General features: G+C 44.5%; 17 protein-coding genes. 7 read left to right on the forward strand and 10 right to left on the reverse strand.

Translation table 11 applies throughout. From position 1 onward, the window contains the following. Nucleotides 1-127: 127 nt before the first annotated feature. From A142_RS19355 to A142_RS19365, 3 genes are all read right to left on the reverse strand, one after another. Nucleotides 128-814, reverse strand: a complete 687-nt coding sequence (locus A142_RS19355; RefSeq protein ID WP_019821260.1) for a DNA-3-methyladenine glycosylase I — start codon at nt 812-814, stop codon at nt 128-130. 63 nt (nt 815-877) lie between these two features. Beyond that, nucleotides 878-1,504, reverse strand: a complete 627-nt coding sequence (locus A142_RS19360; protein ID WP_019821261.1) for an HD domain-containing protein — start codon at nt 1,502-1,504, stop codon at nt 878-880. A 185-nt stretch (nt 1,505-1,689) separates the two neighbouring features. Further along, nucleotides 1,690-2,349: an HAD family hydrolase gene (locus A142_RS19365; RefSeq protein ID WP_019821262.1), complete on the reverse strand. Its 660-nt coding sequence runs from the start codon at nt 2,347-2,349 to the stop codon at nt 1,690-1,692. Between the two features lie 411 nt (nt 2,350-2,760). Between A142_RS19365 and A142_RS19370 the strand changes: the two genes are divergently transcribed. Together A142_RS19370 and galM are read left to right on the forward strand one after the other, a co-directional pair. Further along, nucleotides 2,761-4,089 (forward strand): anaerobic C4-dicarboxylate transporter, encoded by a 1,329-nt coding sequence (locus A142_RS19370; RefSeq protein WP_029405360.1) that lies wholly within the window; start codon nt 2,761-2,763, stop codon nt 4,087-4,089. Between the two features lie 180 nt (nt 4,090-4,269). Further along, nucleotides 4,270-5,334, forward strand: a complete 1,065-nt coding sequence (gene galM / locus A142_RS19375; protein ID WP_019821265.1) for a galactose-1-epimerase — start codon at nt 4,270-4,272, stop codon at nt 5,332-5,334. Between the two features lie 18 nt (nt 5,335-5,352). On the opposite strand, the gene A142_RS19380 is transcribed toward galM, so the two are convergent. Further along, a complete protein-coding gene (locus A142_RS19380; RefSeq protein WP_019821266.1) occupies nt 5,353-6,378 on the reverse strand; it encodes a LacI family DNA-binding transcriptional regulator in 1,026 nt (341 codons plus the stop codon). Between the two features lie 212 nt (nt 6,379-6,590). Between A142_RS19380 and A142_RS19385 the strand changes: the two genes are divergently transcribed. Continuing rightward, entirely contained in the window at nt 6,591-7,661 is a 1,071-nt protein-coding gene (locus tag A142_RS19385; RefSeq protein ID WP_019821267.1) for a cellulase family glycosylhydrolase, read from the forward strand. Between the two features lie 70 nt (nt 7,662-7,731). Next, nucleotides 7,732-9,120 carry an MFS transporter gene (locus tag A142_RS19390; protein ID WP_029405361.1) on the forward strand — a complete coding sequence of 463 codons (1,389 nt, stop codon included), beginning with the start codon at nt 7,732-7,734 and terminating at the stop codon, nt 9,118-9,120. Nucleotides 9,121-9,225: 105 nt separating this feature from the next. On the opposite strand, the gene A142_RS19395 is transcribed toward A142_RS19390, so the two are convergent. From A142_RS19395 to A142_RS19415, 5 genes are all read right to left on the reverse strand, one after another. Continuing rightward, entirely contained in the window at nt 9,226-9,549 is a 324-nt protein-coding gene (locus A142_RS19395) for a DUF4144 domain-containing protein (RefSeq protein ID WP_019821270.1), read from the reverse strand. A gap of 31 nt (nt 9,550-9,580) precedes the next feature. After that, nucleotides 9,581-9,847, reverse strand: a complete 267-nt coding sequence (locus tag A142_RS19400) for a Txe/YoeB family addiction module toxin (RefSeq protein WP_019821272.1) — start codon at nt 9,845-9,847, stop codon at nt 9,581-9,583. Then, on the reverse strand, nt 9,837-10,094 hold the full coding sequence (locus A142_RS19405) for a type II toxin-antitoxin system Phd/YefM family antitoxin (RefSeq protein WP_017061616.1): 258 nt from the start codon (nt 10,092-10,094) through the stop codon (nt 9,837-9,839). The genes A142_RS19400 and A142_RS19405 overlap by 11 nt, the downstream gene beginning before the upstream one ends. A gap of 186 nt (nt 10,095-10,280) precedes the next feature. Beyond that, nucleotides 10,281-11,072 (reverse strand): CLCA_X family protein, encoded by a 792-nt coding sequence (locus tag A142_RS19410; RefSeq protein WP_019821274.1) that lies wholly within the window; start codon nt 11,070-11,072, stop codon nt 10,281-10,283. Between the two features lie 105 nt (nt 11,073-11,177). Next, complete coding sequence (locus A142_RS19415) at nt 11,178-11,867, reverse strand: flavin reductase family protein (RefSeq protein ID WP_019821275.1); 690 nt, start codon at nt 11,865-11,867, stop codon at nt 11,178-11,180. Between the two features lie 178 nt (nt 11,868-12,045). On the opposite strand from A142_RS19415, the gene A142_RS19420 reads away from it, so the two are divergent. From A142_RS19420 to A142_RS19430, 3 genes are all read left to right on the forward strand, one after another. Further along, nucleotides 12,046-13,377: a ferredoxin reductase family protein gene (locus A142_RS19420; protein ID WP_019821276.1), complete on the forward strand. Its 1,332-nt coding sequence runs from the start codon at nt 12,046-12,048 to the stop codon at nt 13,375-13,377. A 139-nt stretch (nt 13,378-13,516) separates the two neighbouring features. Beyond that, nucleotides 13,517-13,924, forward strand: coding sequence for a hypothetical protein (locus A142_RS19425; RefSeq protein WP_017061620.1), 408 nt, complete (start codon nt 13,517-13,519; stop codon nt 13,922-13,924). 465 nt (nt 13,925-14,389) lie between these two features. Then, nucleotides 14,390-15,763, forward strand: a complete 1,374-nt coding sequence (locus A142_RS19430) for a carbohydrate porin (protein WP_019821277.1) — start codon at nt 14,390-14,392, stop codon at nt 15,761-15,763. Between the two features lie 134 nt (nt 15,764-15,897). On the opposite strand, the gene A142_RS19435 is transcribed toward A142_RS19430, so the two are convergent. Then, on the reverse strand, nt 15,898-16,884 hold the full coding sequence (locus A142_RS19435; RefSeq protein WP_019821278.1) for a LacI family DNA-binding transcriptional regulator: 987 nt from the start codon (nt 16,882-16,884) through the stop codon (nt 15,898-15,900). Between the last annotated feature and the right edge of the window lie 60 nt (nt 16,885-16,944).

A 16,944-nucleotide genomic window follows, 5' to 3' on the forward strand; every position in this document is an offset into this window, starting at 1 on the left:
TGTATACATTTATCTATACAATGCCACTAGATGAAAGTGCGATGCACGCTTATTTGTTAATGACTTATAACATTTAGTTTGCAGGGAACTGTGTGCGATCTAGAGCTTTAAGTCATTCTCCCTAAAACTAGACGCGATTATCGCCGCAGCTGTATGCCACGATCTGGCTGATTTCGCTGAGGCTACGACCTGATTGCTGCTGCCATTCGTTGAAAGCCTTACTCGCCGCGACTTGTGCTCGCTTGGTGTTACGACCGCTATCTACCACATCGGTGCTGCGTAGGTGCGCTTCAACGTCCGATGACAAGATGAAGGTATCTTTGCCCATTTGGCGTAAGGTGTAAGCGCCAGTATTACCACCTAATCGCTTGCCGTGTTTTTTTAGGTAATCCCAAAGTTCGGTGATGCGTTCTGATGGCCAGTCGGCAACCATTTGTGAGAATGAATCGGCTTCGCGCTTGGCATTATGAATCATGGTGGCATTGGCAGGGATAGTCATCACCTTAGTAAGGTGACGAATAATGCGCGGGTCTTGCGCTTTCTGCTCCCACATCTCGTTCGGTAGCATTAGCATTTTTTCGATGTCGAATTCAAAGAACACTTCTTCGAATTGCGGCCATTTCTTTCTCACCACATTCCACGAAATACCACATTGGAATACCTTTTCGGTAAAGGCGGCTAGCCAACGATCGTCGGTGATTTGCGATAGCTCAGCTTGTGAAAGGGGCGCACGAACAATCTTTTCGAGTTCTGCTGCTCCGCCTTTACGGTGAGCCGCACGTTGATAAATAGTGTCGAATTTTTCTTGGGTCATTGGAGGTTCCAAACTAAAGCAATTCTTTATGATATGGGGACTAATTTCTATATGAAAAGGAGCTTAAGCTTCTGTCGCTAATTGAGCGAGAAAACCACGCATGTAGTCGGTGCGCTTGTTAGCTTCTAATTTGGCGGATTCTGTATTCATGGTTTCAGCCAGCTTGAACAGTTTCACGTAGAAATGGTCGACACTGTAATTCTTGTCATTCAAGTCACGCTGCTTGGCGAACGGGTCTTCGTGGTTATAAAGCTCTGCGTTAAAGCTTTGACCAACGTATAGGCAGCGAGCAATGCCAATCGCACCGAGAGAATCTAGGCGGTCAGCATCTTGAACAATCTGTGCTTCCAAGGTTTCTGGTGTGATGTTGGCGCTGTAGCTGTGCGTGACAATCGCATGATGGATCTCGTCGAGATAAGACGCCGGATACTCGATAGATTTGAGGTAAGAGATCGCCTTGTCTGCTGCCATTTGCGAGCTTTTGGCTCTGTCTGGGTGATTCTTAGGAAAGGTGAAGCAGTCATGAAGATAAGCGGCAGGCAGAACGACTTCAAGCTTAGCTTGTTCTTGAGTACATAAAGCCTTGGCAGTTTTGACTACGCGCTTAATATGGCTGATGTCGTGCGCTGCATCTTGTGTCATCTCTTGCTGTGCAAAATCAAGCAGTTGGCTTTCAAATTTTTCTATCACGCGTCTCTTTCTCCATTATCAATATTGCTTCTCGATTTCCATCGTTTCACATCGACTTTAACAGTTTCAAGCGCGAGTTTTTATCTTTTATAAAAGGAATACCCACAAAAAAACCGACTCTGTGAGTCGGCTTAATAGAAAGGTTATTCTGTGTTGATTAAAGCGTTATCAACGGTAATCAGAGCTTATGCGGCGGCCTGTTGTAGCTGCGCCAATACATGATGCAGCGATGGGCTGATCGTGTGGCCAAGCGCTTTTACTTCTTCGCAAGGTTCAACCAAATCTGGAATTTGGAAGCTGATCATGTTCGCTGCCATTGATGCACGAATACCGTTGTTTGAGTCTTCAAACGCTAGGCAGGTTTCAGGTGCAACACCTAAGCGTTCTGCCGCTAGCAGGTAGATCTCTGGGTGAGGCTTTCCGTGAGTCACTTCGCAGCCTGTGCTTAACGAGGTGAAGTACGAATCTAGGCCAGCCAGCTCAAGTTTCTTCTTTGCGATATCAAGCTGAGTGGAGGTCGCGACCGCAATTGGAATGCTGTTTGATTTTAGCCATTCAAGCAACTCAATCACGCCGTCTTTTACCGGGATTGCTTGGTTTTTAACGATTGCACTGTAGCGCGTGCGCCATTCGTTATTCAGCGCTGGGTAGTCTAGGTTTTCACCGTAGCCATTTCGAAAAATCTGTTCGATGGTTTTTGCGTTACAGCCAATGATGCCTAGGTAGACATCTTGCAAAAACGGAACACCTTGCGCGTGACATGCTTCTTCAAAAACCTGCATACAAAGTCGCTCGGTGTCGAGCAGCAGTCCATCCATATCAAAAATAGCAGCTTGAAAATTCATATACGTGGTTCTTTCTGTGTTGTCGTCGTGAGGGAGGGTATTTTGACATAGTGTCTAGTGATAGGCGAGTCAGCGTTCAGTAAGAATGTATCCAATCGGCTCGGTAATATGCTTCTGAATGACTTGAAATGTGATTGGTTGTGGTTGGAATAATATCGTCCAGTTATGAGCCTGATATTTTATAGGCCATCTAGATCTAACAGAAACAATTATGATTATTCCACATAACAAACCGAGCTTGTGTGTCTTGCTTCTTATTACATTTCATAAACTTACAGGTCGGTTTGCGTGACCATAATCTTATAAAAAACAATTAACGGGAGCCTGCAACCATAGTGTGACCAATCAATAAGTAAATGGCTGAGCTTAGGGAGAAAATAACATTAGTCCACATTTTTAGCAGGGTTGCTTATGTTGTATTTTGAATTTCTATTTTTATTAGTCGTCCTTTATATCGGGTCTCGGTATGGCGGTATTGGCTTAGGTGTTGTTTCTGGTATTGGTTTGGTCATCGAGGTGTTTGTCTTCAAGATGCCACCAACATCGCCACCTGTCACCGTAATGTTGATCATTCTCGCCGTTGTGACTTGTGCTTCGATTTTAGAAGCGGCTGGTGGTTTGAAATACATGTTGCAAGTCGCGGAAAGGGTGCTGAGAAAGAACCCGAAACGCGTCACCTTGATAGCACCGTTCGTGACTTACTCGATGACTTTCCTATTGGGTACTGGCCACGCGGTTTACTCAATCATGCCAATCATTGGCGATGTTGCGTTGAAGAATGGTATTCGTCCTGAGCGTCCAATGGCAGCGGCATCAGTGGCGTCTCAGCTAGCGATTACGGCTTCTCCAATCTCGGCTGCAGTGGTGTATTACCTCGCGCAACTTTCCGATGTCCAACACTCCATTACTCTGCTTTCCATTTTGATGGTGACGGTTCCTGCAACGCTGTTCGGCACACTTTTACTTTCTCTGTATAGTTTGAAACGTGGTAAAGAGCTGAACGATGATCCTGAATACCAAGCGCGCCTAAAAGATCCTGAGTGGAAAAAGCGCATCGAAAGCACCACGGCGACGTCTTTGGATGAAGTGCTGCCAACTTCGGCTCGTAATGCAGTATTGATTTTCCTGTTGTCGATTGTCGTGATCGTTATCGTGGCGATGGTGCCTGAGATCAGAACCATCGTAGACGGCGACAAACCAATCAAGATGTCGGTGATCATCCAAATGATGATGCTCTGCTTCGGCGGTATCATCTTGCTGGCAACTAAAACTGATCCGCGTGACGTGCCAAATGGTGTGGTATTTAAATCAGGTATGGTGGCAGCAATTGCTATCTTCGGTATCGCATGGATGTCGGATACTTACTTCCAATACGCAATGCCTCAGTTCAAATCTGGCATCGTGGAAATGGTGACCAACTACCCATGGACGTTCGCACTAGCGTTATTCATCGTATCGGTTGTGGTGAACTCTCAAGCAGCAACTGCACGTATGATGCTACCGGTTGGCCTTGGCTTAGGATTAGACCCAGCCCTGCTTATCGGCTTGATGCCAGCGGTTTACGGCTACTTCTTCATCCCGAACTACCCATCAGATATCGCAACAGTAAACTTCGATGTTTCTGGCACCACCAAGATTGGTAAGTGGTACTTCAACCACTCATTCATGTCGGTGGGTTTAATCGGTGTAGTAGGTGCATGTTGTTTGGGTTATGCGCTAGCACAGATTTTTATCGCTTAATGTATTAGCTAAATAACAAACAAAAACAGCGCCTGAATTGGCGTTGTTTTTGTTTCTGACGCTTGAAAAGGTATGTGAATTAAGTAAAAGGCAATTTAGATCAAAATATTAGCTAATATTATTAGTTGTAAGTGGGGTAGTGGTGATATAACGCTATTTTTGTGAGACGAAGAGGCACTAATGATTACTAACTTTGAGCAATTAGAGCAAGACATGGCATCCACTCCATCGTTTGATGGTCAGTTAGCTAAACTGGTCCACCTCAAGAACAGCAATGGAATGAGTGTATCCTTCATGGATATTGGAGCTACTTGGCTGAGTTGTTCTATGCCAGTGAATGAAGTAGCTCGAGAGGTGTTACTTCGCTCACCCAATATGGCTGAACATATGGATCAGAGCTCTTATTTTGGTGCGATTGTTGGGCGTTTTGCAAACCGTATCGCTAAAGGCCAATTCGAACTTGAAGGGAAGCGCTACCAACTCGGGGTTAATAATGGTGAAAACTCATTACATGGTGGAGTAGAGGGCTTTGATAAAAAGCGTTGGAGCATTGTTGAACAAAGTGCACAAAAGGTAGTGTTTACTCTTCATACCAAAGATGGTGATCAAGGGTATCCGGGTAATCTTGGTGTCAAAGTTACCTATTCTCTAACGGATGACAACCAAGTATTTATTTCTTATGAAGCCAATACTGATAAGACTTGCCCCGTTAACTTAACCAATCATGCTTACTTTAATTTGGCTGGTGAGGCTTCTGGTTCGAAAAGCTTGGATCATGTATTGCAGTTGAGTTCAGGCCATTATTTACCGACAGATCAAGGCTTAATACCAACGGGAGAAATAAAGGCGGTTAAGGATACGAGTTTTGATTTTTCACACGCAAAGCTCATTGGGCGGGATTTTCTGACTGAGTCGGACCAGAAAATGGCTGGTGGCTATGATCATGCTTTTGTGTTTCAGCCTGAAGTGACCGATGGAGAGTCGGTTGCAGCGGTTCTGGTTGCACCTGCAAAAGAAGTCGTGATGAAGGTAAAAACGACGAAGCCTGCTATTCAGTTTTATTCGGGTAACTTTCTAGCAGGGACGCCTGGTAAGAGTAAAAATTATGAGTTGTACGATGGTCTTTGCTTAGAAACCCAATATTTTCCAGATGGTCCTAATAAGCCAGAATGGGGACCTAACCGCGGGCTCCTGAAGTCTGGAGAGCTTTATCAACATCAGACGGTTTATCAGTTTAAGTTTTAGGCCCTAACTATTGGTGGGCTATGTGCCCACCTTATCCGATGGTGTTGAGGATGTACGAATAATCAATTCTCCTTCCACTTTTCGTCTACTGGATAACAAAGGCTGAGCCTCAATTTGCGCCATTAAGGACTCAATCGCTAGCTTGCCCATATCTGAGTAAGGTAATTCAACGGATGTTAACGCAGGAAAACTTTCCGATGCGATTTGTTGGTTATCGTAGCCAACGACCGCGACATCTTGAGGGATCTTAAGCCCTAGTTCAGACAGTGCTTGATAGCACCCCATCGCCATGTAATCACTGCCACAAAAGATAGCTTCTGGTGGTTGAGCTAACTTAAACAAAGCTAATGTCTGCTGATGTGCTTCTTTTAATGACCAGTTGGCCTCTGCTAAGTAATTGCTGTTCGGGACAATATCGGCATCAATTAGTGCCTGACGGTAGCCTTCACTGCGTTGTTGGCTCGCAAGCATCCAGTTTTCGCCCGTGAGCATAGCAATACGACAATAGCCTTGTTGGATAAGGTGAGAGACCGCTTTGTAAGCACCGATCATATCGGCAGGTAAAATGCTTGGTGCATCGCTATTGCTTTCGTTTGTGCAGTTTAGGAGCACGGTTGGCAGAGGCATATTGACCCGTTGTTGTTCAAGTTCACGAGTCATGCTCGATGCGTACACCAAGCCTGCATAATCTCCGCTGTTGATTTCCACTTCAATTTTGCTCGCTAGCACTTCATCGTGGCTGTAATTGAAGATCACTAAAATAAAGTCGTTCGCCCAAGCCTCTTCACGCGCTGAGTTTATAGCATCAATAAAAGGGTCATAACTCGATAACCCGTTGACAACCAGTGCTATTTTATTAGGTCGACCCAGCGCATGAGCGACTTTCTTATTTTTGTAGCCAAGTGATTCGGCGGTATCGAGCACTTTACTTTTTGTGGTGTCTGCAATTTTTACAGACGTTGAACCATTAAGTACCAGTGATACCGTTGATTGAGACACACCTGCCGCTGCAGCAATGTCACTCATAGTGATTTTTTTAGCCATCGTAAATTTCAACCCAACTTAGTTAGCTAAAGATATTAGCTAATTATCAGCTTTCGATCACCTGTTAAAGATGGGGATCACAAAAAGTTGTCCGAGCAGTCTGATAGTTGTGATTGCTCACTCGTTTTTAATCTTAGATAGTAGCGATAAAAATGCAGCTCATTATATTAGCTAATATTATTAGTTAATAATTTAGTTTCTAGGTGAGTAAGATGAAAAGATGGTCTGAAGACAAAGCGTGGCAATGGCAACAACAACATGGATGGTTACGTGGATTTAATTACTTACCAAGGACGGCTGTAAACTGGAACGAAATGTGGCAAGCCGACTCATTTTCACCAGAAATAATGGAACAAGAGTTGGCTTGGGCGAGAGAGGTTGGCTACAACACACTGCGTACCAATTTGCCTTTCATTGTGTGGCAAGTCGACCGCCAAGGACTGCATGAGCGCATTGATCATTTCTTAGATATTTGTGAACGAAACCAGATTAAGGTGATGATGACCCCAATGGATGATTGTGGATTCTCCGGTGACCATCCGTATCTAGGTCAACAAAAAGCCCCTGTCCCTGACCTGCATAATAGCCAAGCTGCGGCCAGCCCAGGTCGTAATGTTGTAATGGATAAGTCACAGTGGGGTGACGTTGAAACTTACATCCGTGACATTATCTCGACTTATAAAAACGACCCGCGTATTGCGATTTGGGATCTGTACAACGAGCCAACCAACCGTATGATTTTTACCACCACTGGTGAGCTAGCTTACGATGAAGAAATGGAGATGTTCAGCCACGAGTTGATGGAAAAAGCGTTTGAGTGGGCGCGCGATGTGAACCCGACTCAGCCCCTAACGGTGGGTGCATGGCATTGCCCTAGTATTCTCGACCGTAGTTTGCCTATTTTTGAGCATCCAACCGATCGCCGAGCGATGGAGCTATCGGACATTATCACTTTCCATGCTTATCTTCCGTTGGATTTGTTCCATGAAGCGCTGAAAGTTGTGCAAGCGCACAATCGCCCGATGATGTGTACCGAGTGGTTAGCACGTCATGCACAATCTTCCTTACATGAACAGCTGCCAATTTTTAAAGATAAGAATATTGGCTGCTATCAATGGGGATTAGTGAAAGGTAAAACACAAACGCACCTTCCTTGGCCTGAAATTAAACGCAATGACGTTAACTATGCCAGTCAGTGGTTCCACGATCTGCTTGATGAGCAAGGACAGCCATATGATGCAAGCGAAGTACAGTTGATTCAAACACTCGCAGAGGTGGAATAACTGTCATTTAGCCGGCCTAGAGAAAAAGGTCGGCTTCTAAACTAGAATCAAATCAACCGAGACGTGAACAATGACTACTATAAAAAATAGATTGAACAATAGAGAGCTGATTTCTTATTTCGGCTATGGCGTGGGCCAATGCTTTAGTTTTGGCTTGGTTGGCTCGTTCATCTTATACTTCTACACCGATATTCTCGGTATTTCGCCGATTGCTGCGAGTACCATATTTCTTATTGCACGAGTGTGGGATGCTGTTAATGATCCGTTGATTGCTGGCTATATGGATACGTTAGAATTTCGCTTCGGTAAGTTCCGTCCCTACATGTTGTTTACTCCGTTTTTGATTGTATTGGTGACCATCGTTGCCTTCTATAATATCGATGCGGACATGTCGACTAAAGTGATGTATGCAGGTATCACTTATATTCTGTGGGGTACCCTTTATACCATCTCTGATGTGCCATTTTGGTCAATGTCGTCGGTGATGACTGATGAGCCTCAAGAGCGTGCCAAAGCAGCAACGTGTGCCATGTTAGGTGTTAATGCTGGTATTGGCGCAACGCTGGTTATTTTTCCTAAATTAAGCGCATTTTTTGCTGATGGTCGTGCTGATCAAGGTTACTTACCTGCTGTTATCGTATTGATGGTGGCAGGTCTGCTGTTTATGCTGAACGGTTTCTACAATACCAAAGAGCGTATTTCGACGGCGAGCTGTGAAAAAGTAACACTGAAAGATACTTTTCAAGCGGTACGTAAAAACAAGCCATTATTCTTCATCTTGGCTGCATTCTTTATGAATGTGTTCTTCAATCTAGTTAATGGTTTATACATTTTCTTTTTCACCTACAACATGGGCGATGCAGGTTTAGTTTCATTGGTTGGTACTATCACTTTAGTCAGTGCTATCGCGTGTTTAGCGACGCCAATCCTAACTAAACGTTTCAAGAAGAGAGATATCTTTATTGCTCTATGTGTGTTGGAAGTTATCGCACGTGTTGGTTTTTATCTAACAGGTTATGACAACACAACGGTGGTGATGATGTGGCTGGCAGTAGTAACGGGGCTCTTTATGATGACTAACCCGCTTATTTCAGCGATGATTGCAGATACTGTTGAATACTCTTACTACCATAGTGGTAAGCGTACAGCAGCGATAACTTTCTCTGGTCAAACATTTACAGGTAAATTATCCGTTGCGGTAGCAGGTGGTTTAACAGGTCTGATCCTGACAACTATTGGTTATGTTCCAAATGCGGACCAAACAGAAACAGCATTGAATGGCATGTTCTTTTGTATTGCTTTACTGCCGGCTTTAGGGGCTTTGGTACGTATATTTATTATGTCTCGTTATACCTTTACTGAAGACCAGCATGCAATTTTACGCGAAAAACTTGAGCGTGGTGAGTTTGCTGAAGGGGTTGTTGATAAGTCAGGAATTACGCACAAAGCGACGTCTTAGTTGTTGAGGTTATTACCACTCATTGCACCCTAGAAAACAGCGCCTAAATTGGCGCTGTTTTTGTTTGTTCTGATTCGAATATTGGTTTCGAATTGATAACCAATATTAACGAGGCTCAAACGCCAAAGATTGAATTGCTTCTTCAATCGTCAGGAAGTGGATCTTCATCAGGCACACTTCTGCTTTTTGGAACTCGTGATTTCGAATCAGTTTGGTCACGCTTTCAACCGAATACTGGTTGGCTCGTTTAGCTAGAGACAGTTGGTTAGAACTCGATTGAAGCGAATAGCTGTCGCCAACGGAATCAATCAGGTAATCATCTTCACCTAAGATCATCTCTGAGCATTCCGCTTGAAAATCTTGTTCGGACGCGACGTAAATAAGCTCATCGTCACCGTCGAGTTTTACCAAAGATGGCCAACTGATCATCACTGCCCTTTCTATGTGCTGCTTACTGCTTTTAATAGTGGTGACGACAAGCAATTATGTAAAAGTTATCGTCATCTGCTTTATACACTAATCGATTCTTGTCATCGATTCGTCTTGACCAAAAGCCAGACAGGTTGCCGACTAGTGGCTCCGGCTTTCCAATCCCTTCAAAGGGCATTCTTTTGGCGGCTTCGATCAACTTATTTAGTTTCTTGAGCGTTTTCTTGTCTTGGGTTTGCCAGTATAGGTAATCTTCCCAAGCATTATCTGTAAATACAATTTTTCGATCATTCGTCATTATTCAATTCTCGAACGGTTGTATTTCCGGCTTCGAGTTGAGCAATGGATTCAGCCAATCTTTCAGCGTTTTTAGGCGAGCTCATTAGGTACAAGGTTTCTTGCATTGAATTAAAATGATCAAGAGACATGACAACTGCATCTTCTGAATCTCGTCTGGTTATTACCGTAACATCAGAATCGTCTACCACTCTATCGAGCACAGACTTAAGGCTATTTCTGGCCTCAGTAAAAGAAACAATATTCATCACTTATTTACCCTGTTGTTTTTGGATATGTTTAATCTTTCTATATACACAGAATAGTTAATCATTCATGAATTAACTATTCTACATGTTCCGCTTGTTGTACATGTTATATCAGAGGTTACACATGATCAACTTATGGTACATGTCATTCATTGTAAATATGCAGAGAGTTACTGACTCAAAATGTTATTTACTCAAAGATCGCCCTAATGGTGCGAAGTAACCTTGCAGGGCTTGGTATATCTGTTTGCGATGCGCCATATCAGGATACACGGGGTACATATCAGGCTTGGTTGTGCCATCCACTAGATAAGCGTTCTTGATATCGGAACACGATTCAATCACGGATTCAAAAGCGCGCGCCATCATCTCTGTGGGTAGTGAGAAGTAACGGGCAGACATCGCTTTGTCGGCAATAACACTTCGCGCCACATAATCGTGTTTGTCCAAGTTATTGTCGCTAAGCAGTGTGGCATCAAACAGAGACATCAAACTTTCGTTTAATGGATGAGGTCGCACCTTTCTATCGTGCAACCAACAGTCGCTGGCGAACAGGATCTGCTTGCGAGGGCCAGAGGTATCGCCGATTTCAAACGCTTTCTCTGCGATATAGTGGTCAAACGCATGCCAAAACTCGTGTGCGAGCGCGCCAGCTCCAGCGTTCTTGGCGAGGGCTAATTCTCTCTGGTTTGGGGCGTAGTGTGCTTGTACGCCTTTTCTGCCACCACTGCCAAACGCTAAGCCTAATGTGCCACGAAGGCCAATTGCCTCTGGTGGCAAAGCCAAGATGTAAGCCAAGTCGGCTAGCGAGTCGAATATCAGATTTGCGGCCAACTCTTTTTCTTCTTTCGTGACCCAAGCCCCCACACGAATGCTGCCCATACCGAAGGTCTGTTTGATGTCCATAAAAGACACCTGGTCGCCGTGCCGGTAGTCTGGGCCTTCGCGCGTTTTGTATTTAAAGTGAGTTAACTTCAAAAGGGTCCTTGGAAACAGACGTAAGAATGAATGGGGTGCTCAGCGAGATGCATCTCTTGGAATTAAAGGACGTTAGCACTTTTGATAGCAAATTGCCGAACAAAATTAGTCTAGATTAAGTTCGAACGCTTCCCATGAGGTTGGGTTACCTTCGCGAGTGAGTGGAAAGAGTGGCTGTTGTGGTTTTGCATAGCTTAATCGGTGCAGTCTTTGAGTTACGTGGTAGCTATCAAGCCCTGATACCGTGACCAAATCCAACGCTTCTAAATCAAGGTAGCCATCCGGCATCACGGCGCGTTTGGGTGCGTGAATCGTTATAACTTCACCGATCAACATTTGCGTTTGATTGCTTTCGATTGTGATCTGTTCTTTGAACGCTAACCCTATCTTTAAACTGCTCTCCAAGACGAAGGGAGCGGGGAATTTGTCGTCATAATAGGCCGTTAAGCCGACCGCGTTGAATTCTGAGACTGGTTTAGGGTAGCGAGCCGAGGTTTGATGGGCCTTTTTAACAAAGTCAGCACCAATGCTGTTAACGGTGAAGTACTTTGTTTCTAGAATGTTTTCTAGCGTATGACGGCGGCTTTTATCTGGGCGAACAATAAAACCAAGCAGTGCCGGATCAGACCCTAGGTGAATGACAGAGCTTACTATCGCAAGGTTTTCAAACCCCTGCTTATCACAAGTGCCAATTAGGTTGGCGCTTTTAAATCCAGACAAGGAATTAACTAAACGAATGCGGTGGCGCGGGTCCATTGTTTGGATATCTTGTTTAGAAAGGGTCATATCCTTCATATCTTTTCTTCTTCTCATTTTTGTTGTCGACGACTTGTTCACTAACCAGATGATATTTACGCGGAAGCCCCCTCTAACGATCAGCTGAGCGTGTGCCTTTGCATAGATTTACGTATGTTGACGTCCCTTTACATCACGCAAGCTAAAGTAATGATGTCGTCTTTATGAGTGTTAAAAAATGAAAACAGTCCGCAATATCATCTGGGCAATGATTGCCACAATGTCAGCCTTTTGGTTTGCGATGGAACCGCAACTTTTCGCTTCAAACAATGTCTTTGAATGGCGCTCTGCCATGATTCAGTACTCGGGTATGTTGTCTCTGATGTTAATGTCCATCACCATGATCTTGGCGATGCGTTTGCCTATGGTTGAGAATTGGATCAAGGGTATGGATAAAGCCTATCGAGTGCATAAATGGCTCGGTATCGGTGGTGTGGCGCTGGGTGTCACACACTGGTTGTGGTACCAAATCCCTAAGTCACTGGTGACGTCTGGCGTATTCGATAAGCCTGTTCGACACGATGGTTCAGGGACACAAGCGGTGCTGACTGGCTGGGAATTGTGGGTCAATGAACTGCGCGGTATTGCGCAAAGCATCGGCGAGTGGGGTTTTTACTTATTACTCGTTCTACTTGTGGCGTCACTATGGGCGGCAATGAAATACAAACCGTTCAAATTGTCACATCGCCTGATGTCGGTCGCGTACCTGTTTATCGCTTTTCACTCGGTAATACTGCTCAAACATGCCTATTGGGGACAGCCTATTTATTACCTAACGGTGGCATTTGCTTTAGTTGGGTCTATTGCAGCGATTTACAGTTTGTTGGGTTTGGTTGGGCGTCGTAATCTGCATTCTACTTCCGTTGTATCCACTCGCTACTTTCCAAAAGCAGAAGTGATGGAGTTAGTGTTAAAGCCAAGTACATCATGGCGAGGCCACAAAGCAGGGCAGTTTGCGTACTTGCGTTTCGGTAATGAAGACCCGCATCCGTTTACCATTGTTTCTGGCAGTAAAGACTCAGAGCTACGCTTTTTGATCAAAGAGCTGGGTGATTTTACTAATGGCCTATATGAACGAATGAAAGCGGGCGATGCGGTTACGGTTGAAGGACCCTATGGTCGACTTGATTTTGACCTAAGCAAGCCACAAATTTGGATTGCTGGTGGTGTCGGGATAGCGTCGTTTTTTGCAACACTTGAAGCGCTCAAAACAGAACGAGATCATCCTCGTATTGAACTGTTTTATTGTACTCGCGGTGTTGATAAGCAATTAATCGATGAGTTGTGGCACCTTGCACACGCGGTTGGTGTGAAGTTGACCGTGATAGACACCTTACATTCACCTCAACTGAACGCCGGAAGAATTGTCAATCAATGTGGCGACCTCAACGAATACGAGATGTATTTCTGCGGGCCGGAGTTGTTCTCTACATCACTGAAAAAAGAATTAGACACCTATCAATTTGATATTGAAAAGCACTACCACGAAGAGCTGTTTGTGATGCGTTAAAGCCAACTATTGGAGCTGTGATTGTTAAATTAGTCAATCGGCACAGTGTAAAAAGGCGTAAAGTCACTCAATTTGTTATTGCAGCGGTTTGCTATTGAGCGATACCATATAAGGCTGTTTCTTTGGTAAAGATGTAATTATGTCAGATGAAAAACTCGCACTCGAATGGATGCGCCAACAAGCTCATAAAGTTGACCCCTACGTTATCGATCCATCGTTTGATGAATGCGTTGAGTTGCTTGATCCTGCCTTCAAGAAAGGCAAGAGTGTTGCTCAACTCAAGTATCTGTTATCAGAAGCCGATCGCCGAGCGGGCGCGGCCGAGCGTAAGCATGCAGCCTTAAAGTATGCCAAAGAGAAGAGCCCAAATGCTGGTCAGATTCTGCGTCTGCAAAGCAAACTTCAACAAGTCCAGTTGGCGTTGAAATTGGCGACTGGCGACAACAACATGACCATCTCTCAGTTCTGTTCAGAGTATGACGTGACTAAGCGTGACGGCAATACAGCATGGAATGAAAAGTTGGTGGAGCAAGGGAAGAGAAAGTAGTCTTTTAAACGCTTTACTTTTCTAAAACTGTCACGTTAGTTAGTGTCATACACTTTTCGAAAAACGACCTATTGTTACCAACGAACGCCTTTTAAAGCCTGAAAAACCGCTTCTCAGGCATTAATTTTTATAGCCAACCCGTTGCATTTTTAGCGCATTTCTTATTTATCGTACTGGATTTTGTCTCTATTTTCTGAGAGATCTAATGTGCGCGATACACTATTTTTCGCCCATTAATCAATTTCACTTGTGACAAAGTTATCAGAATTATGCATTTTCGGTAACGTTCCCGAAAGTATCGATCTATCATCCATCCAGATACAAAAGTGAAGTAATCAACACGACTGATTTCTATTTTTTCTTCGATATAGAGCTTGTACATCAAAAGTATAAGCCGAAATGTGCTTACGAATTATTTTGGGAACGTTTGCAAACAATCCAAACAATTAACGTGAGAACATAAGAATGAAACTACACACTTTAGCGGTTGCTGTAACAATGGGGCTAATGACTACATCGGTATTAGCAAGTGAAGACGTTGCAGCATTAGAGCAACGTATTAATGAATTAGAACAAAGAGTTGCACAAACGGAGCAGGTTTCTACCGAAGCCAATGAAAAGGCTTCTTCGTTTGAGTTTCACGGCTATGCACGCTCTGGGTTATTGATCAACGACGACCTAAACGGCGCGACAGGTACTGGTCCTTACATGACAGCGGCGGGTGCGATTGGTGCACCAGTTGGACGACTTGGTGTGGAAGATGATCATTACGTTGAAGCGAACTTGATTCATAAGCGCTTTGCGGATGATGGCTCTAGTGCCTTGTTTCGTATCATGTTAGCCGACAGTACTGAAACAAATAACGAATGGACAGCCAGTGAAAGCCAGTTGAATGTACGACAAGTGTATTCAGAACTGAACGGTCTGAGCATGTTCTCTGAATCCGAAGCGTTTTCTGAAGCAACGTTTTGGGCGGGTAAACGATTCGATCGCGACAACTTTGATATTCACTTTTTCGATTCGGATATTGTCTTCTTATCAGGTACTGGTGCGGGCGTTTACGATGTTCAGATGAGCGACAACTGGAAAGCGAATTTTTCTATTTATGGCCGAGATTTTGGTGAGATTGATAGCTCATCAACAGATGTAGAAAACTACATTGCAACCATGAATAACCGTATTGGCCAATGGCAAGTGATGTTGAGCGGCATGACCTCATCAGACAACGATAGCCGCTTAAATGGCGCAGCTGAAAGCGGTGTACACGCAATGTTTGCGTACCATGGAGATAACTTCTTTGGTCTGAGCGAAGGCTTCTCTAAAACGGGCATGTTAGTGGGTAGCGGCCTAGGTGCAGAGCTAAAAGGCATCGGTTCCAATGGTGACCTGCTGGATGACGCAAAAGCCGTTCGCCTGTTTAGCTACGGCGTCACTCGTATTGGCGACAACTGGCGTTTAGCGCCTGCATTGATGGCAGAGCATAGCCAAGACCGTCTGAAGAAGAATGACGAGTTCACATGGGCTTCTTTAAACGTTCGATTAGCTCAAGAGTTCTCAGAAAACTTTGAGATGGTTTACGAAGGTTCATTGCAGTACATGGATTTAGACAACTCGACAGAGCAAGCGAGCGGAGGTTTCTACAAAGCGACAGTTGCACCAACACTGAAGCTTTCAACCAGCACTGGTTTTTTTGACCGACCAGAACTGCGTTTCGCTGTAAGCTATGTAGATTGGAGTGAAGACCTGAATGGTTACTCGATCAGCACTGAAGCAGATGCTGCAACGATGGGAGAGGGCGGCGAGGTTCTGTTTGCACTGCAGATGGAAACTTGGTTCTAATTGCTTGATATATCGTTGAGATAGAGAGTGTTACTCATGATGTGATAGTCGCATCACCAAATGCCAACCTTATCGTTTCAACTCGAAGGTTGGCATTTTTTATCTTGGGATAACCTGATCTCTGAAATAAATCGCTAGCAAGACTCTCGGTCAATAGTGGTGAAGGTCAGCACCATTTTACTCATTTCAAAGCCTTTTTTCTCAATACGGTCGAGCAACAGTTTGGCTCCATTTTCTCCCGCTTTATCAAACGCATAGTTAAACGTAGACAGCGTTGGTGTGCATACTGAAGCAAGTTCATCATCACCCACGCCGAGTACCAAGACATCCTTTCCTGGAACGAGGCCCGCTTCTTGAATTGCTCTGATCGCACCGATTGCGATACGGTCAGTTGCGCAGAACAGGCCATCGAGCTTGGTGTGCTCTTTTAGAGACTGTTTAGCCAGTTGGTAACCTGACTCTATGGTGAAGTCGCCACGGGCGTGAAATTGCAGTGTGAGGTCGTTAAATTGAAGCGATTGAGCGAAGCCTTCCGATCTCATCTTATCAACCGCAATATCATCACCTTGCACACCGATGAATCCCATATGTTTACAAGCTTTCGCTATGAGGCGATTACCCGCTTCAAACCCTACGCGAGTGTCGTCGTGCACAATACTTGGGATGTTAAACATTGACCCGTCTTGACCCACCAATACCACCGGCACAGCAGAGCTTTGAATCGCTTTGACCAATTGGTTGTCGAGGTGGGTCGCGTACAGGATGATGCCTTCAACGCGCTTTTGGTTAAATATCTGAATATATTCAAGTTCTTTGTGGTGTGTTTGGTGTGTGCTCGCTAATAAAACATGCTTGCCCGCTTGCTCTAAGACTGCGGTTAAACCGTCGACACCTTGAGAGGTAGCGTGGGAAGAAACCCTAGGGACAATCACACCAACGAGATTGGTTTTCTGAGATTTCAAGTCTTTAGCGACTTGGTTTGGGAGATAGCCACACTCTTCGACCGCTTTACGCACCTTCACCTTGGTCGCGTCTTTTACGCCATACTCATCGTTGATTACTCTAGAAACCGTCGACTTGGAAACTCCAGCGAGACGAGCGACATCATGAAGACTAGCCATTATTCATTATCCAATTGTAATTTTGGTTTTGGGATTGTTTGCAAACAGAGCATCAAATTT

Origin of the sequence: Vibrio splendidus 12E03, assembly GCF_000272105.2 — a bacterium.
GTDB lineage: Bacteria > Pseudomonadota > Gammaproteobacteria > Enterobacterales > Vibrionaceae > Vibrio > Vibrio splendidus_I.